Below are 18,926 nucleotides of genomic sequence, written 5' to 3' on the forward strand. Positions count from 1 at the left end.
AAATGTAGACCCCAACAATACCGCCCACAGGAACCGCAGTAGCTGATCGCCTCTAAAAATCTTCATATAGCGGTTCTAGATAAGAACGAGAGAGGAGAGTGCCTCAGGATGAGGCACTCTCCTCTCTCGCTTTCTCACTCTTAACTGGAATCACTATAAATTCAGGGTTTCACCGAAAATGGCCACCGCGATGCGGCCATCTCTTTTGATTTTTACTTCGGTTTTTACTTTGGCTTTTACGTTGGTCTTTATGACGTTACACCGATACCAACCCCAGCTTCAGCGCTTTCACAATTGCCTGTGTGCGGCTGCGGACATCGAGTTTTTCAAAGATGGCGGTTAGATGTGCTTTCACAGTGGCCACGGTGATATGGAGCTGATGCGCGATCGCATCATTGGAAGCTCCCTGCACTAGCCACTGCAGCACCTGCTGTTCCCGATCGGTCAAATTCAGCGCCTGACAAGCCTGGAGCGATCGACCCGCATAGAAATGAAACAGGCGGAAAAAGCTGGTAGCAATCTCGGGTGACAGATAGATCTGGTCTTGCAGAATGGTGGTGACGGCATCAAAAAGCTGATCACCGACGTGATCTTTGCAGACATAGCCCTGCGCGCCAGCCTGCATCGCTTGAAACCCCCATTCATCCTCATGGTGAACCGAGAGCACCAGCGTTTTGGTCGAGCGATTCTGTTCGTGTAGCGTATACAGCACGCTAATGCCGCTTTCCTGGGCTAGTTCCATATCTAGCAGCATAAGCATTGGATGCTGTTCCTGTACTAAATGAATCGCCTGATCGACCGATGCAGCTTCTCCCACAATCTGAAACTGAATCTCACTATTGCTGCTGTAGAAATCTAGGAGGGTTCGTAACCCTTGCCGGAAGGGGCGTGAGTCATCCACTAACAGAACGGAAAAAGGCACTTGAATCATCATGACAATCGCTGAATGCTGCTCGATACGGAATTTGCTGAAAATTTGTCGAGAAGCTACGTTACATAACGCGGCAGTGTGATTGAAATCTGGGTTCCCCCGGTGGGTAAATTCTCAGCCCAAAGACTCCCCTGATGATCCAGCACAATCTTTTGTGCGATCGCAAGTCCCAATCCCGTACCGTCTTCCCGCTTGGTATAGAACGGGCGAAACATTTGCTCTAAATCCGTTGCGCTCAAGCCTGGGCCCTGGTCGGTAACCGTAATCAGCGCCTCGCGCTGAAATAGCTGCCAGCGACAGGTAATCTGCCCACCCACTGGACTAAAGCAGATGGCATTGTGCAGCACATTATCCAGCACGTGTCTGAATTGATGAGCATCAATCGGTAACCGAATCGGCGTGGTGGAACAATCAACCCGAAGCTGTTTTTCGGTAATCAACGGCTGCAGCTCTTGCACACTAGTGGCCCAAATCGCCGCCAAATCACAGGCAAGAAGCTGGAGCTGACCACCCTGAGCGTAGCGAATCAGGTGGGTTAGCCGCTCACCCAGTTCCTGCAAAAACCCCTTCATTTGGCCAGCTTGGGCTTGCGTTGTCTCTGTGGTAGCCAAACGGCAAAGATTATCGGTATAGAGACGGAGGAGGGCAAGGGGGTGACGCAGTTGATGACCAATGCGCTGAAAAACTTGTTCGAGTAGCTGAATTTCAGTAGATTGGCGCTGACAGGTTTGCTCAAGCTCTAGGTGCTGCTGAATGGTGAGAATGTGCTGCTCTAGCTGCTGCTGTGCTATGACGGATAATGGAACTGGCTGCCAGATCAGTAAATAATCAGGATGCGGCTGGTTTGTACAGGATGCTGATTCGGCCTGGGTTGAAGAGCTATGCGGCATCTGGCTTATACCATCGCAGTGAGGGACTGAACCCTGATGCAGACACTGGGCATAAATCACCGACTGATCATCCAGCGTTAAAGCACGCAGCCCAGCGGAAGCCGTCATGTCATCTAAAAAATCTTGCGATTCAAGGTACGTCTGATAGGCAATATCCAGCTCTGCATTCGCTGTATTGTGGCAAACGAGCTGATGTCGCTTTCCGGTTTGCACATCGGAGTAGAACATCCAGCCCGCTCGCGCCTGATAGCGCTGCACAATTAGCTCTAGCTGTAAGTCAGCAAATGATCGAGTTATATCAGCGATGGGCTGTTGGATGCCTGGAATGCTAATCTCATCAAAGTCACAGGCACGGGTGTAGGTACTCATCTGCCTGCCACCGAGATTATTCTCTTCAGTCGTCCTATAAGCCATACTGCTAGTCGTATCAGGGGCATAACCAAGCTGATCGGGGTCTAGGTCGTTTAGGAGAGTATGAGTCATAATTTGCTGGCAGTTGCGATCGCAACGCCTGATGGTGAGAACAAGTTCGATCCAGCATTTGGAGGCCAATGCTGAGTAGATGCAACAGCGATTGAATCGATTGAATCAATTAAATTCTTCCAGGATTTTGTTAAGGTTCTGAAACCACTAAGAAACAGTTAACTAAACAACATCAATGCCACAAATACTCGACAACGTCTCGCCTACTACTTTGGTTAGATTTCTTTTATCAACCAATCAGGCTATAGTCACCATTAACAAACCGCTTACACAGACTTTTTACGTAGATCCTTGCTCTTGATCTAAATTCTTTTTATACCTCTTAAGGTTGATGTAGCCACTCACACTCTATAACTGAATTTCTACAAGGTACCTGGTTTGCTAATTGAATCTAAATGATCTAAATCATAGGATCAGCGTGATCTAGGCTAGAGAACCATAGGTGAGAGCAAAATTCAGGCTCCGTAATTGAGATCAGGATCAAAAACTACAAATCGCTAAAATCCCCTAAAAGCGTTTTGGCTAAAGCCAGATTAATCCCTTCATGAATGGCTGAAAATCCGTAGAAACATGGATCAGCTAGTTACATCTGTTTACAAAATCAGCACACATTAGTGCAGCACTTTACAAACAGAAGTAATTAGTTGCAGTTCGCAAAACAAAGTTTACATTTCACAAATTAGGTTTGCTAGCGCCTATTTTGCATCAACGAAATTAAAATCGGGCTATCAGGTTGGCATTGATCAATCAAGTCGAGATTTGATCAGCTGAATCACTCATTTAGCTCTATTTTATTCAGCCAAAGCAAACAGGTGAACTTGCTCATTCCCCTAGGAATCAGCTTCAAAAATCGAGATATATCGTTTCAATTCTGTTTCAAATTGAAAGCTACTTTAACCTATTCAAAACATTAAACAGAAATTAAGTTTTCCAGCACTGCCTACATCCTTGCCTGTGTGACGATATTGGCCGCAGTTGACTGCGTGGAAATAGCTGATGATAAAAATTTCGACCAAAGTCTAATAACGATACGCCATCTTTATTCCCTAAGCTGTGCCTATCTCAGATGACTGAGGTTCAGGTTTATGATTCCTGCTGTGGCCCAAACCCTAGCCCAGATATTGGTTGCGGGCACCTCGATTGGCAGCACCGAACAAATTGATTTTGGCTATCCCGGTCTTAAACAGGACTCAACACCGTGCCTGAATCTCTTTTTCTATGGTGTGCAGGAAAGCCAACATTTGGCTTCCACTCGAACGGTGCGATCGCAAATTACAGATGTCACTAATTCAACCCTACCCTCAGTGAGCTGGTACAACGTGCTGTTCTTGCTAGTGGCTTGGGATGAAACCAGTCTGGGTGAACAGCGTTTGCTTTCTGAAGCATTGATGCTGCTACGGTGCTACCCGGCAGTGCCAGAAGCCATTCTGGCTCCTGTACTGCAAGGTTACGGTGCACTGCCGTTAGAGGTATCAACGATTCAACTATCCAAGATCTTCAAGCTGTGGCATGCGCTTCAACTTCCTCTGCGCCCTTCTCTGCATGTGTCGGTGACGGCTCCTTTGAGCCTAGACAGCGTTATGCTGCCGACCTATGCAGATATTTTGTCGTGCTCGTCTGGAGTCTAGTTCTATGGCGTAGCGCTAGAGCAGCACATTAACCCCTTAAGTATTCCTATCCCATTCATGGAGGATGGCTATCAATGGCTTTAGACTATTTTGCTCCTGGTGTATACGTTGAGGAGGTCGATCGCGGCAGTCGCCCGATTGAAGGTGTGAGCCTCAGCGTTGCTGGATTTGTCGGTTTTACGGAAGATGTGCGCGGCGACGCCGAACTCTTCAAACCCATGCTGGTGACCAACTGGGGTCAATACCTAGAGTATTTCTCCAAACCCGGTTCAGATGGTTTTACCGACGATAATTTCTATCTCCCCTTTGCGGTGCAGGGCTGGTTTCTCAACGGTGGCGGTCGCTGCTGGGTTACCAGTATTGGTACGAAGCTACCAGGATCAGAGCCAGCTCCACCGGAAGATACAGGCTATCGGCTACCCACCTCCAGCGGCAAGCCCTCTCTACGCTTTAATCTGAAGCCAGCCGAGGAAGAAGAAGGCGGAGCCCTTGCTCTACCCTCAGCCAACGATGATCGGATTCGAGTATTGGTTACAGAAGGTGAACCCAAACCACTGCCAGAGGACGCGCCAGAAGATGCAGAAGCACCTTTGAATTCCGGCGAATTCTTTACGGTAACGGTAATGCGGGGCAGTGAGCAACTTGAAAAATATGAACACCTCACGATGAATCCCGAAGCTGAAACCGAGGTTGCAGACTATGTTGTAACCGCACTGGAAGCATCGGAATTCGTTGATATTGCAGATATCTCGGTATCGGGTCAACCGCTATCCCGGCGTCCCGCTTACGGTTCCTACGAGATTGCTCCACCACCTTATATTTCGTCAGAAGACCGCTTCTCCCGTGACCTACAGGGTCAACGCGACGACCGTACAGGCATGCAGGGCATCTTTGAAGTAGACGAAGTGGCAATGGTTGCCTGCCCTGACCTAGTGCGGGTTTATGAACAAGGCTTGATGGACATTGACCAAGTGCATGGCGTTATGGAAATGATGCTGAGCATGTGCGAAAATTCCTTCCCTGGCCCTGCCTATCGGATGGCTGTCCTTGATCCACCGCCAATTAAACCTGGTAAAGGTGGTGATGCCGTTGCACCTGAAACCCAGAAGCCACAGGACGTGGCTCAGTGGCTCAGTATGTTCAATCGCCGCTCTATGTTCGGCGCGCTGTACTATCCCTGGATCAAAGTGGCTAATCCCCGTAATGGGGGTCGGCCCATTATGGTGCCACCTTGCGGTCACATGATGGGTATTTGGTGCCGCACTGATGAATCTCGTGGTGTTTTCAAAGCACCAGCTAATGAGACTCCCAGAGGTGTAATTGGCCTAGCCTACGAAACCAATATGCGAGAGCAAGAGCTGCTCAACCCACTTGGCATCAACTGTATTCGTAACTTTGCCAACTACAACCGTGGTCTAAAAGTATGGGGTGCCCGTACCTTGGTTGAACCGGATAACGTCCAGTGGCGGTATATCAGTGTGCGCCGCTTGCTCAGCTACATTGAAAAGTCGATTGAAATTGGGACTCAATGGGTTGTCTTTGAACCAAATGATCAAGACCTCTGGGCACGAGTCACTCGTACAGTCAGCAACTTCCTAGAGCGGCTCTGGCGGGAAGGAGCCTTATTTGGTGGCTCTCCGTCTGAAGCGTTCTACGTCAAGTGCGATGGTGAGTTGAACACCCATGAAACGATGATGCTCGGTCGCTTGTATGTTGAAGTTGGCGTTTGCCCAGTCCGTCCGGCTGAATTCGTCATCTTCCGCATCAGCCAATGGGCACCGAATCAATAACGGTGTTGTAGAAGCACAAATCTAATAAAACTCAAATTATTTTTTGGAAATGCGGCTAAGCCACGTTTCCAAAAAATAAAAATCTGGTTTTAATCAACTTGTGCTTTAAGTATGTTGGCATAAATAAATGCATATTTAAAAGTCCGGGGGAGCGCCCCTGGGGGGCGCTCCCCCAGACTTTAAATGCGTTTATTTATGTGCAGCTACTTACCAGTCAGTAATATCAGTCAGCAAAAAAGGAGTTAGAGCACATGGCTGATCTCAATAAACCTATTGCTCCTAGTAGTTTTTATCTAGAGATCGCTGGCGTTGTTGATGGCGAAAAGTCCGTCTTCAAGAGCGTCAATATCCCCGATTATGCACCAAAGGTACAGGGCGGTCAGCAGGCCGTAGGGACAACCAAAGGCGGTAAAACTATTTGGCAAGTCAACACTGCAGGACATGAAGGTTTGTTTAACTTTGATGCTATCTGCATTGCCAGTGGCGATGGCGACAGCACCAGCGTCATGATGTACAAGTGGTTTGAAAGCTGTTTACCTGCATCCAATGGAGGTAAAAGCACCTGGAGAGACAACAAAAAAGAAGGTAGCATTACTGCCTATGACACGGACGGTAAAGAAGTTGCTAAATGGCAATTTACAGAAGCTTGGCCTTCTAAATATAAATGCGCCGATCTTGATGTCACAACCGATAACTACATCGAAGAAACGTACACGATTACCTGCGAGAAATTTAACCGTACGGCTTGATAAATAGTTCCTAATTGCTTAGCTAGTGACTAGGTAGTAGAGCTATTTGCCTGATTACTGCACGAGGGCATTGATATGGTTCAATACTTAACAGATTCCAAGTTTTACTTTGAAATTGATGGGGTAACATCTCTTGTGCTCAAGAGCGTTACTGGGCCAGAAATTGAGATGGAAGTTGCCGGAGGAGATGCCGCTATTGGCTCTACTAAAGATGCCAAAACTCAGACCCAAGCAACAATTGGCGGCGTCAAATATAACTCGACGATTACCCTAACTTATGTGGCAGGTAATGAATCGGATCAGAAAAAGCTGGCCGACTGGTATAACGACTGCCATCCAGATGCATTTTCTGGCGGTGCATCCAAAGCAATGGACAGCCGCAAAACAGGTTCTCTGGTGATTTATAACCCCAATGGAGCTGAAGCCATGCGCTTTAACTTTATTGATTTATTTCCAGGAACGAAGCACCAAATTGGTACTTTATCGGTTGATAGCGGTGGTTCGCTAGCTGAAGATACGTTAGAGCTTTACTTTACTCAGCTCATTCGTAAGGTCTAAAAAGATAAGGATATCCAATGCCTGCTTTTCCTGAAATTCTCACTAATGCCAAGTTCTACTTAGAGTTAAAGCTAGACAATAGCACCGACTCTGTAGACGGCATTTTTATGGAATGCAGCGGTTTCCAGCAGTCGCAAGATGTGATTGAAGTTTGTGAAGTCACGCCACAGCTTTGGGGCAAAGGTGGTAATACTAAGGGGCGAGTCGTGCGAACTAAAGTTCCCGGTAACTCAACCTGCGCCAACCTGACGCTGCGGCGTGGCTTGACAACTTCGATGACGCTGTGGAGCTGGCTGGAAAAAATTCAAGACGGTAACTGGGCCGATCAGCGTCGCGACGGTTCGCTGGTTATCTACAATCAAGCCGCCGAAGAATCATTCCGGTTTGAATTTTTAGGTGCTTGGCCCGTTAGCTACAAAGTTTCTGATTTAGATGTCAAAAGTGGAGATCACAATATTGAAGAAATAGAGATGGTAATTGAACATCTCAAACGAGTTGCGGCAAGCTAAGTTGCTCAACGACATAAAAAGAAAATTTAAGAATAGAGATCTACCTGCTCGAAAACGGTGGGCATTGCCCACCCTACAAATCAGAAAAAATTTAGCACTAGAAATTCCTTTAACTGGGTATAAGACAATGCCTACATTTAATTTTACAAATGATTTAGGACTGCCACCGCCCCCTCGGGCGCAGCAGGTCGTTGATCCGCCACCAGCCAGTACAGCTACGGTTACACCAACCGTCCCACAGCCCACTAGCAGTTCCAATGGAATTCAAACCGAGTTTATGTTTGAACTGCCCAAAGGCTATCTTGATGCAGCCGGAAATCTTCACCGCAAAGGCGTTATGCGCCTTGCCAAAGCCGTTGATGAAGTTGCTCCCATGCGGGATCCGCGCGTGCGATCGAATCCCGCCTACGCCACAATTATTATTCTTTCGCGGGTCATTCTGCGCTTAGGGGCCTTAGACGAAGTCACGCCCATCATCGTCGAAGATTTATTCGCCTGTGACTTGAACTACTTGCAGAATTTCTATCGCCAGATTAACGATCTGACAGAAGCACCTTCTTAAGCATAGATTCAAGCCAAAGGGGATTGTGTTGTGACAAGCTTAATATTTTTCATTTAGCTCAATGCCATGGCTCACGCAAACGAAATATTAGAGTTTGAGTATATTCTATTTGATCGAAAACCATCAATTAGAAAATGTGAATGCTGCAAAATAAAAAAACCATGTAGAAACAACTATAAAACGGATATTAAGCCTGAAAGATTTGGAACTTATTTGTGCCATGAATGCAGCGATCGACTGATACGAGAAAGCTTTAACGATAGATTGAGATATCAAGCAGATACTAGTTTGACTGCGATAATACATGAAGTTAATGATTCCAACTTCATTGCTTTTGATGATTGTCATTCATTTGATCCCTTAGATATTGCAAGTGGCAATCACTTTGAATCTAACAGACGCAAACACTGATTGAACTGATTTGTCAATTTCGCTTATGACATTGCCCATTACCGAATTTGAGTTCACGCTGCCGCGAGGATTGGTTGATGAAGCCGGAAACGCTTACCAGCAGGGGCGAATGCGATTAGCAACAGCGCGGGATGAACTCGTGCTCAGCCGCGATCGCACTGTGCAAAATAATCCCGTCTACGGCGATCTAGTCATGCTGGCTCAGGTGATCACTCAGCTTGGCTCGTACACAGATGTGACGCCGGACTTACTAGAAAACCTGTTTACCGTCGATCTAGCCTATCTGCGAGAGTTTTACAACCGGATCAATCAGCAGCAGCACGCCCATATCCCAACGGCATGTCCCGCCTGCCAGCATCAGTTCGCAGTCGAGCTTACCTTAGCGGGGGAGTCCTAAGCTACCCCTCCGATCAGCTCTACGAGGAGGTAGCGTATTTGTCGATGCATGTGCATTGGTCACTCGATGAAATCCTGAACCTAGAGCATCCTGACCGCCGCCGCTGGGTGACTGAAGTTGGACAGCTACGAGGAGAACGCTAATTATGCCTGCTCAAAACGATATTCACGACAGCGCCGACCGGGAGCCATTCTTGCCACCGCATGGAACACATCAGCCCAGCGGGTTTAGCGCTCCAGCCAAGGTGCAGAGTTCCCTGTCACGGCAGCAGCAGGAGCAGATGGCGCAGGTTGCCAACGATTTACTCGATGATCCAATGTTGCTGACTCAATTTTGCGATCGCATCTACGACCTGATGCAAACCGATCTCCGGCAGCAGCAAGAACGCCACCGAGGCTATGGACGACGTTAATTGCAAGTAAGACAAGCAAGTAAGCTAAGCAGTAAAAATGAGTAAAAACGGTCAAGTTACCCACGAACTCAACTACATCACCACGAATCGGTTCTACATCGAAATCGAGAGCCAAATTACTGCTTCGTTTACGGAATGCGATGGTCTTAGCGTCCAGGTCAAGAAAGATACGCTGATGGAAGGCGGCGTCAACGAGCAGCAGCGCATTCTGCTCGGCCCCAGCGAGTTTAGCGACATCACCTTAAAGCGCGGAATGAGCGATGACTCTGTATTTTGGGACTGGATCAGCCCTTTGTTAGAACAGCGCAGCAGCGACCAAAAGATCGAGAAGCATCGGCGCAATGTGAATATCCTCGTCTTTAATCAGGCAGGAGAAACCATGCAGTGCTGGACGCTGATCGGTGCGGTACCCGTGGGCTGGAAGTCTCCCTCGCTCCAGGCTGATTCATCCAACGTTGGTATTGAAGAACTGACGATTGCCTACGAAGGTCTCAAAGTGGTCTTTAAGTCCGGTGGCGGCGGAGCCTCGATTCTGAACGGTCGCGACCAGTCCGGCTACTTCGCAAGTAACTAGCACCCTACGCCTACGCGCTAATGTCTCAGCAACCCCATGAACCTACTTCAAACCATTCTGATGATCCACTAAGTCCTCCCCTTGGTCATCAAAATCCGCTTGGTGTGCATCATGGGCTTGGGCAACTGGGTCTACAAACCAAAGGTTTAGCAGGTGGCTCCTCTCTTTCTATTCTCGATCCAGATATTTTTTTCCCAAATGGCCTACCGGAAATCGACTTATCCAGCGATGAAGTTACCTCAACAAATCAATCTGCTCCATCTGAACAAGCGACCTCTACTACGCCATCCATTCAGCCTCAACGGATCGAGCATAGCCAAAGCCATCAAACAGATGTAAATCAACTACTTCAGCAGCAGAGCAGTCAGCCAACTCATCAGCTTAATAAACAACCTAGTAATCAAGTAACTAACTCAACTAGTCAATTAAAAACTAATCCGTCAAACGTCCCAACTATCCAACCTAGTTTAGATAATGCACCGGATCAACCTCCGGTAAATCAGGCTAATTCTGCGCCATCTCCTCACCCCGTTCAGCGCATCCTGAACGATCAGCCGGAAGTACCACCTCAATCAACTCAATCACTAGAGCAAACTCAACCCGCAGCAGAGAGTTCTTCACCTCCCACTATTCAGGCTAAAGAGATTACACCTGGATCAAATTCTGCTGACTTAAGTGAGCATAGCCAAGCAACTCATCAATCAGCGAAATCTTCACAGCCTAAGCCAATTAAAGCTGTATCAAAGGCTCAATCTTCCAGTAAACATCAGTCTTCAGATCCCCCCAAAAAAGGCACAGAAAAGATAACGCATACTGATATTCAGCGCTACTTTGATCCTCAGCCTCAAACTTTATCAGACAGTAGCTTCAGCGATCGTTCAGTTAGTGATTCGGGTGAGCAGGTTGTTCAGGCTAAACCAGTAGCTGATGAAAGTAATTTGGATAGTTCCAGTTCGCTAAACTCTGAATTGGGATTGGTGGGCAGTGACCACCCTACGCAAATCAGTTCAGGAGATGCGATCGCACCTCCTCAGCCATCTTCAAGTGCTACGGCCCAGAGATTGGTGGGCAATGTCCATCCTACGCAAATAAGTTCAGGGGATGCGATCGCACCTGCTCAGCCATTACTAACAACCAGTGAGCAACAGATATCTCGATCAGCTTCAGAGCCTGTCAGTACTGCTGATCAGAAATTAGCAGATAATAATTTTGCTGCATCAGATAGCGCTAGCCATTCGCAACTGTTACCAGCTACTACACCAGAAGCTTTACAGCAAGTACCGTCTATCCAGCGTGCTGCTTCTACATCTGACAGTTCATCTACACCAGAAGCTTCACAGCAAGTACCGTCTATCCAACAAGCTGCTGCATCTGACAGTTCATCATCTGATCATTCAGCACAGGTCAATCCAAATCATCAGCCATTAGCAACAACTACAGCGTCCGAAGCTACTAAGACTAGCTCTAATAAAGAAACTGATATAAGCCCTAATCCAGCCTCCCATAGCAGCTATAGCGATCAAGCTGACACGGTCATCAATCATAAAATCGTATCCTCATCAACTTCCAAAGAGCTGGAAGCGACAGCAGGAAATTCTTCTGTACCGACCAATATTAAATCTACAGCAATCTCAAACAGGACATGAACAGTAACCATACATGAAGGCTTTCTCAAAGATGAAGGTTTGCAGATGAGTCGCCAGATAAAAGAGGAGTTTGACCGAGCGAAAGGAGTGGCACAAGCGGGCAAATTTACGACTAAATCGCTTGGCCTGTAACCAAACATCTTCGACCGGATTTTGCTCGGGTGCATTAGGCGCAAGCTGAATGCAAGTGAGTTTCCAGTGCTGCTCTCGAGTACCATGATTCTGTTGACTCAGGTAGTTGCGAACCACCTTGGAACGGTGGTAGCTGGCTCCATCCCAGATGATGAAAAAGCGAGTGGACTCATCATACTGAGATTGAAGATACTTCAGAAAGGCCACGGTATTGTGCTGATTGCCTGCCTCATACTCATGAATAACAAAGCTCTTGCTCAAATAGTCCAAGGCTCCATAGTAGGTCTGCCGCTCTCGAATGGAGGCAATGGGGATGTCCACTCGCTGATTGCGCCGACTCCATCCATATCCACGGAGGTCTCCCCAGAGCAGATGGCACTCATCGAGAAACATCACTCGCACCTGCCCACTGGCGATCTCGGCTCGCCACTGGACCAGCAACTGTTGAATCTCGGCTTTTTTGCCTCGACTTTGGCCTCCTCTTGGCCCGGATGCACCGAGTGGGATTTCTTCCAGCTAAACCCTGCGTCTTTGAGCAGTTGGGTATAGCTTTGGGCTGAGCGATAGAGCACTCCATAGCGCTCTTCAATCTGCTCAACAAGCTCCTCTAGTGTCCACCAGTTTTTCTGCTGCAACCACTCAAAGATGTCCTGTTTCTGCTCGGCGCTTAAATAGCCTTGGGTGCCCCAGTAGTGGGATTTCAGTCCCTCGACTCCTCGCTCTTCATAGCGCTGGTGACTCGCACTAATAAATCCCAGAGAAACCTGTAGGATATCTCGGATCGCCCGATAGCTTTGACCTCTCTGGTGCAGTTGCACGGCCAAGGCGCGTTTCAGTTCTTGGGCAGAGGGATTACTTTGGATAAATTCTTCCAGGGAGGTCATGGCTGATTTACTTCGGTGAGGATAACTCTTTATTCTATTCTCCCTCGTTCATTACCTATTTGTGATTGCTGTATCAATGAGCCTACTGCTATTCAGCGAAAGTCAGAAGCTTCACAGGCAAACGATCACATTAGTCCAGAGACTCAACCTTTCACAGCCATTACTCCAGCACCACAAAATGCGGTCAACCGTTCAGCCGATGAGCAATCGACCTCAGTAGCTACACCGTCAGTACCATCCGAATCATCAGAGCCAAAATCATCAGAGTCAGGGGCGCAACCACCTTCTTCAACTCAGAGAAAGACTGAAAACAATCCAGCGCCTAGCGCAGCAACTCGTCAAGAGCGCTCCTTTTTACAGCGCTATTTTTCATCAGATCCAAAGCCCTCATCATCAAATTCAGCTAGTGCAGATTCCCCACAGCCTCAACCGTTAGATTCTAGTCAAGCTTTAAACAACCCGCCAGCTAATGAGCAGCCAAGCAACCAGCCAAATCCTGAAATAACTTCTACATCTAAAGCAGAGCCGATCATCAATCGCTCAGTAGAACAACCAAATTCTCTGCCTGTTGCAGAATCGGTTGAACAATCTTCACTCACGAACGCAGAACCCCACTCTGACCAAATTCAGCGCCAAGAATCATCAGCCAGTAGTGACATCGGTTCTACAGAAGTGCGATCGCACATTTCCCCAACTCAATCGTCTGAGCATCAGGGCATCTCTATCCAACAGCAGTCGCTGACAGATAGCGCTGGTGCAGAAGTGCGATCGCAACCCCAGCACTCTATTCAACGAGACACTGATATATCAGCAGCTACTTCTGAACCGCATACACCGTCGCAAATACAGCAAGAGCCAGAGAATCAACTTGAACAGGTTAATTTATCTACCGAATTATCGGCCACATTAGATAATCAGCCTTCTATTCAAGCTCAGCTTGAGCCAAGAAATATACTAGAAAACAATCAAATCGATCGGCCAAATAATCAGCAAGCTCGTTCCGCCCAGATTAATTTAGATCAAGTTAAGATTCAACAACAGTCTGACCCAGAGAGCATCAACAGATCAAGCTTAATTCCAGAACCACACAATATCTATTCAGAAGCAGATGACACAGCAAAAGACCAGATAATAGAAAAAAATCTAGAACCCACAACATCTACAAATCAACCTGTTGATTCGATACAACTTAAATCTGAAACAGCGACAAATCAAAGCATTGATTTTATACAAGCCCAAACAGATATATCTGGCCATGAATCTGTTAGTCAGACGCAACCTCAAATCCCAACAAATCAACCAGTTAAGCCAATTCAAAAAGTTGGCAATGCTGTAAATCGATTGATGCGATTTTTTGCAAACCAGGTCAATCCGTCCCCTACGAATCAGGCAAATCAACTCGATCAGACAGCAGCAGCAGAAGTCCAGCAACCAGAATCAGTCAATACATCTACGACTTTATCAGAAGATTCCAGAGTTGAATCGTCAACTCTGGCTAGTGATCTAGCTAGTAATTCAGGCACTCAGCCCATTCAACGATATTCTGATTACACCTCAGATCAAGGTCAGTCTGAAAATTTAAATTATCCTGAAGATAATGTCTCTTCATTACCCACTGAGTCAGAAACAACGTTTTCTACAAAATCAATAATTGAATCAGAAAATTTATCTTCTAAGACAGTCAGATTAAAATCGGATTCAGAGAATTCAAATATTGAGCAATCTTCACCTCTAAAGAATCAGATCATCTCTTCAGGTAGTGACACGGCAAATCTTCATGAGGCAGCAAAGCCGCACATACCTGATTCAGCCACGCCAAACCCTACTCCAGATATTCAACTTAAATCAGATCAAACTAAATCTGTTGATTCAGGTAATTCCCAAACCGACCTAGCTAAAGTCTCAGAATCGCCACCTAATCAGCAAATTCAAGCTTCAACTACTAGCTCTGTTACTAATTCAACAACTAGTTCAGCGACTTCTACAAGTATTGATAGTGAGGCTCAATCAGCTACATCAACTTCCAGCAATCAAATAGCGGAAGTTGATACTACATCTAGTCGTTTAGCTGCTGAGTTGCAAAGCCAGTCATCTAGCGCATTGCAACCTAATATGCTTCAGCGCTCTGAGCAGACAAAGATTGAAGCATTTACTGATTCTTCTACTACACCTTCAACAGAATCAAAAACTCTTTCTCGATCACCATCATCTAACCTTATAGGACAGCCAGATATAGGATCTACTGCTACTTCAGCTTCACCGATCAATGCCCCTAAGAATCAAGCGCTTACTCACTTAGCAGACGACACAATTCAAACAAAAACTGATGCTACTCAACCTACTTCTGATCTAGTTTCAGCTGATGCAGCAAATCAAGCAGCTCAGGTTAGGAATTCTATTTCAGAGCCAACAAGATCCGCAGAAAGTCAATCCGCTGATCATGTCCAGCGATCTAGCCAGGCTGAGGAATTCAGCAATGCTGTAGATGAGAATCTTGGCTCGGCTTCGGCTGGGAATATGACATCTGAGGATCAGCTAAGTGCTAAAGATGCGATCGCACCTGATCTATCATCAACCTTACACACTGACACGCCTCACGAACAGCCTCTTCAGCGCCAAATTGAAGATACTAGCAGCGTAATTGCTCAGGCAGATACTCATTTACAGCATAATATACATCAGTCTCATCAGCAGAATCATTCTGTAGAGCCATCTTCCAGCATCACGTTGGAAACGACAGCGGATTCTCAGCCCACCAACATACAACGTGCTTCAGCTTTAAGTATTGAAGATGCGATCGCATCTTCAGCTACTCCTACAATTCCAACTCCTGCCACTCCAAACGAAACTGTACAACGATTTACGGATTCAAACTTTACTGCTCCAGATGAAGCAGCCCAATCGTCTCACGCTATTGTTAGCAGTCTTTCTGAGCCTTCTCTAGACAATCCTATTTCAGCGGATAGTAGCTCAGTTTCTCCCGTAGTACAGCAATCCAGTACAGATCAGAATATTCTCAATCGAAACACAGATGAGATAACTTCAACTAGTGAACTATCTGCGGCTCAGCCGGTTTATGGTTCATCTGAGAGTTCTGCAATAGATGAGCGGCAATCTCTTTCAAATGAAGCATCTCAGGAAGCGCCAGGATCTTTGCTTGAAGAGGCATCTGGTATTCAAGCTAGCCATGTAACAATAACGCAAACTCCGAGTTCAGAACAATCGAATCAAGAGGTGCAGAAAGCGCCATTTGAAGGAATTCCCAGCATTCAAGCTAGTAGTGCACAAACAGTAGAATCACAAACTTCAGAGCAGCCAGATATTCAGCTACAACAGGATTCTGATCTGGGATTTAGATCTTTGCTTGAATTAGAGAACAATTTGCAGCGTAAATCTGAACCAGAAACCACTGACACATTTGAAACAGAGACAACAGCTAGGTCATCAGTTCAGCCTAATACGACGCCACAGCCAACAGCGCAAACACCATCTATTCAAGCACAATCAACGCAAGTAAACTCAATACAGGCAAGTTCAACGCAGACAAGTTCAACACAGGCAGTTCCAGAACAGCTAGCAACTCCAGACTTCAACCAGCCATCAGCACAGACACCAACTGTACAGGCTCAATCAACACAAACTGATTTAGAAAAAGCCACTATAAACCATCCAGAGCTGGCTGAACTAATACAGACTGATCCAGAACAAGTTGCTGTAAACCATCCAGAGCAGGCTCAATCAACGCAACTTCCTTCTGTACAAGCTAAGTTCACACAAGCAGATTCTGTAGAGGATCTAGACCAGGATCGGCTATCAACACAAGTTCCTTCTGTACAAGCTAAGCGTGAGCAGGCCGATCCAGAACCAACAGGTTCAGAGAACTTAGAGCCAAATCAGCCAGCGGCGGCAGCATCACCCGCACAACCATCACCAACACAGCCATCACCAGCGCAAACGCCATCCATACAGGCTCAAACTGTGCAGCCAGGTATAGAACAGGCAGATTCAGAACACGTAGACTTCAATCAGCTATCAACACCAGAACCATCCGTACAAGCCAAGTCTACACAAGCAAATTTAGAACAGACGGATTCAGAGGGCTTAGCACTCAATCAACCATCAATACCCGTACCGTCCGTACAGGCTAAGCCTACGCAAGTAAATCCAGGACAAGCGAGTTCAGAGGACTTAGAACTCAATCAGCCATCAACGCCAGAATCGTCTGTACAGGCTAAGCCTATACACACAGATTTAGAACCAGCGGGTTCAGAACAGTCAGTACCGTTGCAGCCATCGACGCAAATGCCATCAGTGCAGGCTAAATCTACACAGGTAAATTCTGTACAGCCGTCGTCAACACAAGCTCAATCATCACAGATCAACTCTGTACAACAACCTTTGGTACAGGCTAAGTCAGCGCAAACAAACGCTGAACACGAAGCAGCATCAACGACGGATCAGCAAGTTGACCAGACTCCAATTACCGTACTGCGACCGATTGGCATCTTGCAGTCTTTGACAACAACTCCTATTTCCACAACAGCCATTCAGTCTAAAGCAAGTCAGGATAAGCAAATTCAGCCACAAGCAAACACTGAGGCCAATATTCAGCACCAGAATGTGAGTTTGGCGACAGGTAGCTATCAAGATGAAACCTCTGCTGGAGAAAGGTTAGCAGGAAATAGCTTGCCTGCTCATACTGCTTCTAGTACATCTAACTTGCAGCGACAAATTGCGGCTACTAAGTTAGTTCTGAATGAGTCAATCGATGCTGTTCAATTTCAACAAACCGATCATAGCTATGCGGATCAACCTGAATCTCATCAAGGTTTAGCAGACATTCAGCGTCAGCCTAGTGATCAGATCAACCAGGTTAACCAGATTAACCAGACTAATCAGATCAACTCAAGTCCAAATCTTATAGAAAGCAGCCATTCAACTTCTCAGGCAGCAGAGCAGGATTCGAACGGTATGCCCACACCAGATTCGGTTCAACGCTCAATAGATTATCCAACAGCAAATCAAATTTCGACCGATCAGCCCAATCAACCTGTTATCAATCGATCTCTAGCCAATGCAGCTGATCCGGCTGCAAATCAGCAGGCTGCTCAATCTCAACCGTTGCTTGACACTTCTGTTAATCAAACTTCCGGTACATCGACTACGAGTGAAACAGGTAATCAGTCAGAAAGCTCTCGGCCAGAGGCACATAATCTACAAGCAAGCCCACAGATAGAGCAGTCAGAAAATTCTTTAACAGGATCACAGGAAGCAAGATCGACATCAGCAAACTTCGTTCAAAGATCCAAGGCTGAACAAACTGAGCAGGAAACACCCTCTCAGCTCAATCTTGCGCCAGATCAAATACAGCGCTCTCCATCAGCCGAGGCGCATCAAGCAGCAGATCCTTTAGCAGAAATTGTTCAGCTAGCGGATCAACAACCGGATAACATACAACGCGATCAGCTTACCGATAATAGTCAATCAGAAACGGCGACTCAGTCTGTTCAATCGTTTAGTCAAACACCAACTAACTCAATCCAGCGCGATCAGTTAGACAGTCCTCCACCAGCAGATTCTAGTCTAGAAGCGGGTGTTCCGACCCAATGGTCGAGTTTGGCTGACTTGGTTGAGCAAACGCAGCATTTATCGGCTCCCACGCCAACTGAATCTGCTCCAGGAGAAACTTTTGGACTTCCTGATGTTCAGCGCCAGGTAGATCCGTCCCGTGCTGCGGATTCTGAGACAATTCAAGATTCGACCGTCGATGTTCAAGAGAAAGGAGAGAGTGCGATCGCACCTCCTTCTTCCTCCGCACCTTCCTCTTCTCCCTCAATTCCTACACAATGGTCAAGTTTAGAAGACCTGGTGCAGCAGATGCCGTCCCTAGAGTCCTCTGCGGATACGGCTAGGCAACAGGCGGCAGCACCTCAACCCTCTCAAATTCAGCGGAAATCAACATCACAGAAAACGCCGCCGACCAGTTCAGTTTTATCGTCGCAAACAGAAACGCAGCCGAAATCGCAATCAACCCTGCAACCTGTTCGGCAGGCTGGTAAACCGCGATCAACCTTATCGGTTAGCCGAGTGGCACCTGCGCGATCATCCCGCAGTCTTCCGGCTACGCAGACCCAAGTGCAGGCCAAGTTCAGCCCGTCACACGCAAACTCAGGTGCAACACTAATTCAAGCGTCTGAGGATGAGCCGTTTGTGACGATTTCTCGCTCAGGGGGTAGCTCTGAGGCAGCGGCGGATTACGCTGAGGCATTGGAGTTGCTGGCTCAGGAAATCTATAGTCTGCTGCGGCAGCGGTTGGCGATTGAGCAGGAGCGCCACGGGGCTGGCTATCCGAATCGTTTCCGGTAGTTGT

General features: G+C 47.0%; 19 protein-coding genes. 13 read left to right on the forward strand and 6 right to left on the reverse strand.

Going from position 1 to position 18,926, the window contains the following annotated elements:
* Window positions 1-256: 256 nt before the first annotated feature.
* Together AC286M_RS07110 and AC286M_RS07115 are read right to left on the reverse strand one after the other, a co-directional pair.
* Entirely contained in the window at window positions 257-934 is a 678-nt protein-coding gene (locus AC286M_RS07110) for a LuxR C-terminal-related transcriptional regulator (RefSeq protein WP_488203710.1), read from the reverse strand.
* A gap of 53 nt (window positions 935-987) precedes the next feature.
* Window positions 988-2,304, reverse strand: coding sequence for a sensor histidine kinase (locus AC286M_RS07115; RefSeq protein WP_488203711.1), 1,317 nt, complete (start codon window positions 2,302-2,304; stop codon window positions 988-990).
* Between the two features lie 1,085 nt (window positions 2,305-3,389).
* On the opposite strand from AC286M_RS07115, the gene AC286M_RS07120 reads away from it, so the two are divergent.
* The 12 genes from AC286M_RS07120 to AC286M_RS07175 all read left to right on the forward strand — a co-directional run bounded on the left by AC286M_RS07120 (window position 3,390) and on the right by AC286M_RS07175 (window position 11,540).
* Window positions 3,390-3,932, forward strand: coding sequence for a Pvc16 family protein (locus AC286M_RS07120; protein WP_488203712.1), 543 nt, complete (start codon window positions 3,390-3,392; stop codon window positions 3,930-3,932).
* Between the two features lie 74 nt (window positions 3,933-4,006).
* On the forward strand, window positions 4,007-5,722 hold the full coding sequence (locus AC286M_RS07125; RefSeq protein WP_488203713.1) for a phage tail sheath family protein: 1,716 nt from the start codon (window positions 4,007-4,009) through the stop codon (window positions 5,720-5,722).
* A 251-nt stretch (window positions 5,723-5,973) separates the two neighbouring features.
* Window positions 5,974-6,471 (forward strand): phage tail protein, encoded by a 498-nt coding sequence (locus AC286M_RS07130; RefSeq protein WP_488203714.1) that lies wholly within the window; start codon window positions 5,974-5,976, stop codon window positions 6,469-6,471.
* A 75-nt stretch (window positions 6,472-6,546) separates the two neighbouring features.
* Window positions 6,547-7,029, forward strand: coding sequence for a phage tail protein (locus AC286M_RS07135; RefSeq protein WP_488203715.1), 483 nt, complete (start codon window positions 6,547-6,549; stop codon window positions 7,027-7,029).
* A gap of 17 nt (window positions 7,030-7,046) precedes the next feature.
* On the forward strand, window positions 7,047-7,538 hold the full coding sequence (locus AC286M_RS07140; RefSeq protein WP_488203716.1) for a phage tail protein: 492 nt from the start codon (window positions 7,047-7,049) through the stop codon (window positions 7,536-7,538).
* A gap of 127 nt (window positions 7,539-7,665) precedes the next feature.
* The gene (locus AC286M_RS07145) at window positions 7,666-8,100 is read left to right on the forward strand and encodes a hypothetical protein (RefSeq protein ID WP_488203717.1); all 435 of its coding nucleotides are present in this window, start codon (window positions 7,666-7,668) and stop codon (window positions 8,098-8,100) included.
* Between the two features lie 66 nt (window positions 8,101-8,166).
* On the forward strand, window positions 8,167-8,511 hold the full coding sequence (locus tag AC286M_RS07150) for a DUF1677 domain-containing protein (RefSeq protein WP_488203718.1): 345 nt from the start codon (window positions 8,167-8,169) through the stop codon (window positions 8,509-8,511).
* Window positions 8,512-8,536: 25 nt separating this feature from the next.
* Window positions 8,537-8,908, forward strand: a complete 372-nt coding sequence (locus AC286M_RS07155; RefSeq protein WP_488203719.1) for a phage tail assembly protein — start codon at window positions 8,537-8,539, stop codon at window positions 8,906-8,908.
* Complete coding sequence (locus AC286M_RS07160; protein ID WP_488203720.1) at window positions 8,851-9,051, forward strand: DUF6760 family protein; 201 nt, start codon at window positions 8,851-8,853, stop codon at window positions 9,049-9,051. Before AC286M_RS07155 ends, AC286M_RS07160 begins: the two co-directional genes overlap by 58 nt.
* Before the next feature lie 2 nt (window positions 9,052-9,053).
* Window positions 9,054-9,320: a hypothetical protein gene (locus AC286M_RS07165; protein ID WP_488203721.1), complete on the forward strand. Its 267-nt coding sequence runs from the start codon at window positions 9,054-9,056 to the stop codon at window positions 9,318-9,320.
* 37 nt (window positions 9,321-9,357) lie between these two features.
* Entirely contained in the window at window positions 9,358-9,894 is a 537-nt protein-coding gene (locus AC286M_RS07170) for a contractile injection system inner tube protein (RefSeq protein WP_488203722.1), read from the forward strand.
* Window positions 9,895-9,914: 20 nt separating this feature from the next.
* Window positions 9,915-11,540: a hypothetical protein gene (locus tag AC286M_RS07175; RefSeq protein ID WP_488203723.1), complete on the forward strand. Its 1,626-nt coding sequence runs from the start codon at window positions 9,915-9,917 to the stop codon at window positions 11,538-11,540.
* Here the strand turns inward: AC286M_RS07175 and AC286M_RS07180 are convergent.
* The 4 genes from AC286M_RS07180 to AC286M_RS07195 form a co-directional block, all read right to left on the reverse strand.
* Window positions 11,526-12,113 carry a transposase gene (locus AC286M_RS07180; protein ID WP_488203438.1) on the reverse strand — a complete coding sequence of 196 codons (588 nt, stop codon included), beginning with the start codon at window positions 12,111-12,113 and terminating at the stop codon, window positions 11,526-11,528. The two genes, AC286M_RS07175 and AC286M_RS07180, sit on opposite strands and share 15 nt — an antisense overlap.
* Window positions 12,065-12,556, reverse strand: coding sequence for a helix-turn-helix domain-containing protein (locus AC286M_RS07185; RefSeq protein WP_488203724.1), 492 nt, complete (start codon window positions 12,554-12,556; stop codon window positions 12,065-12,067). Before AC286M_RS07185 ends, AC286M_RS07180 begins: the two co-directional genes overlap by 49 nt.
* A 443-nt stretch (window positions 12,557-12,999) precedes the next feature.
* A complete protein-coding gene (locus AC286M_RS07190) occupies window positions 13,000-13,155 on the reverse strand; it encodes a hypothetical protein (protein ID WP_488203725.1) in 156 nt (51 codons plus the stop codon).
* Between the two features lie 43 nt (window positions 13,156-13,198).
* Window positions 13,199-13,348, reverse strand: a complete 150-nt coding sequence (locus tag AC286M_RS07195) for a hypothetical protein (protein ID WP_488203726.1) — start codon at window positions 13,346-13,348, stop codon at window positions 13,199-13,201.
* A 1,725-nt stretch (window positions 13,349-15,073) separates the two neighbouring features.
* Here AC286M_RS07195 and AC286M_RS07200 point away from each other — a divergent pair.
* Entirely contained in the window at window positions 15,074-18,922 is a 3,849-nt protein-coding gene (locus tag AC286M_RS07200) for a hypothetical protein (RefSeq protein ID WP_488203727.1), read from the forward strand.
* The last annotated feature ends 4 nt before the right edge of the window (window positions 18,923-18,926 follow it).

Source organism: Thainema salinarum CENA647, assembly GCF_057732415.1.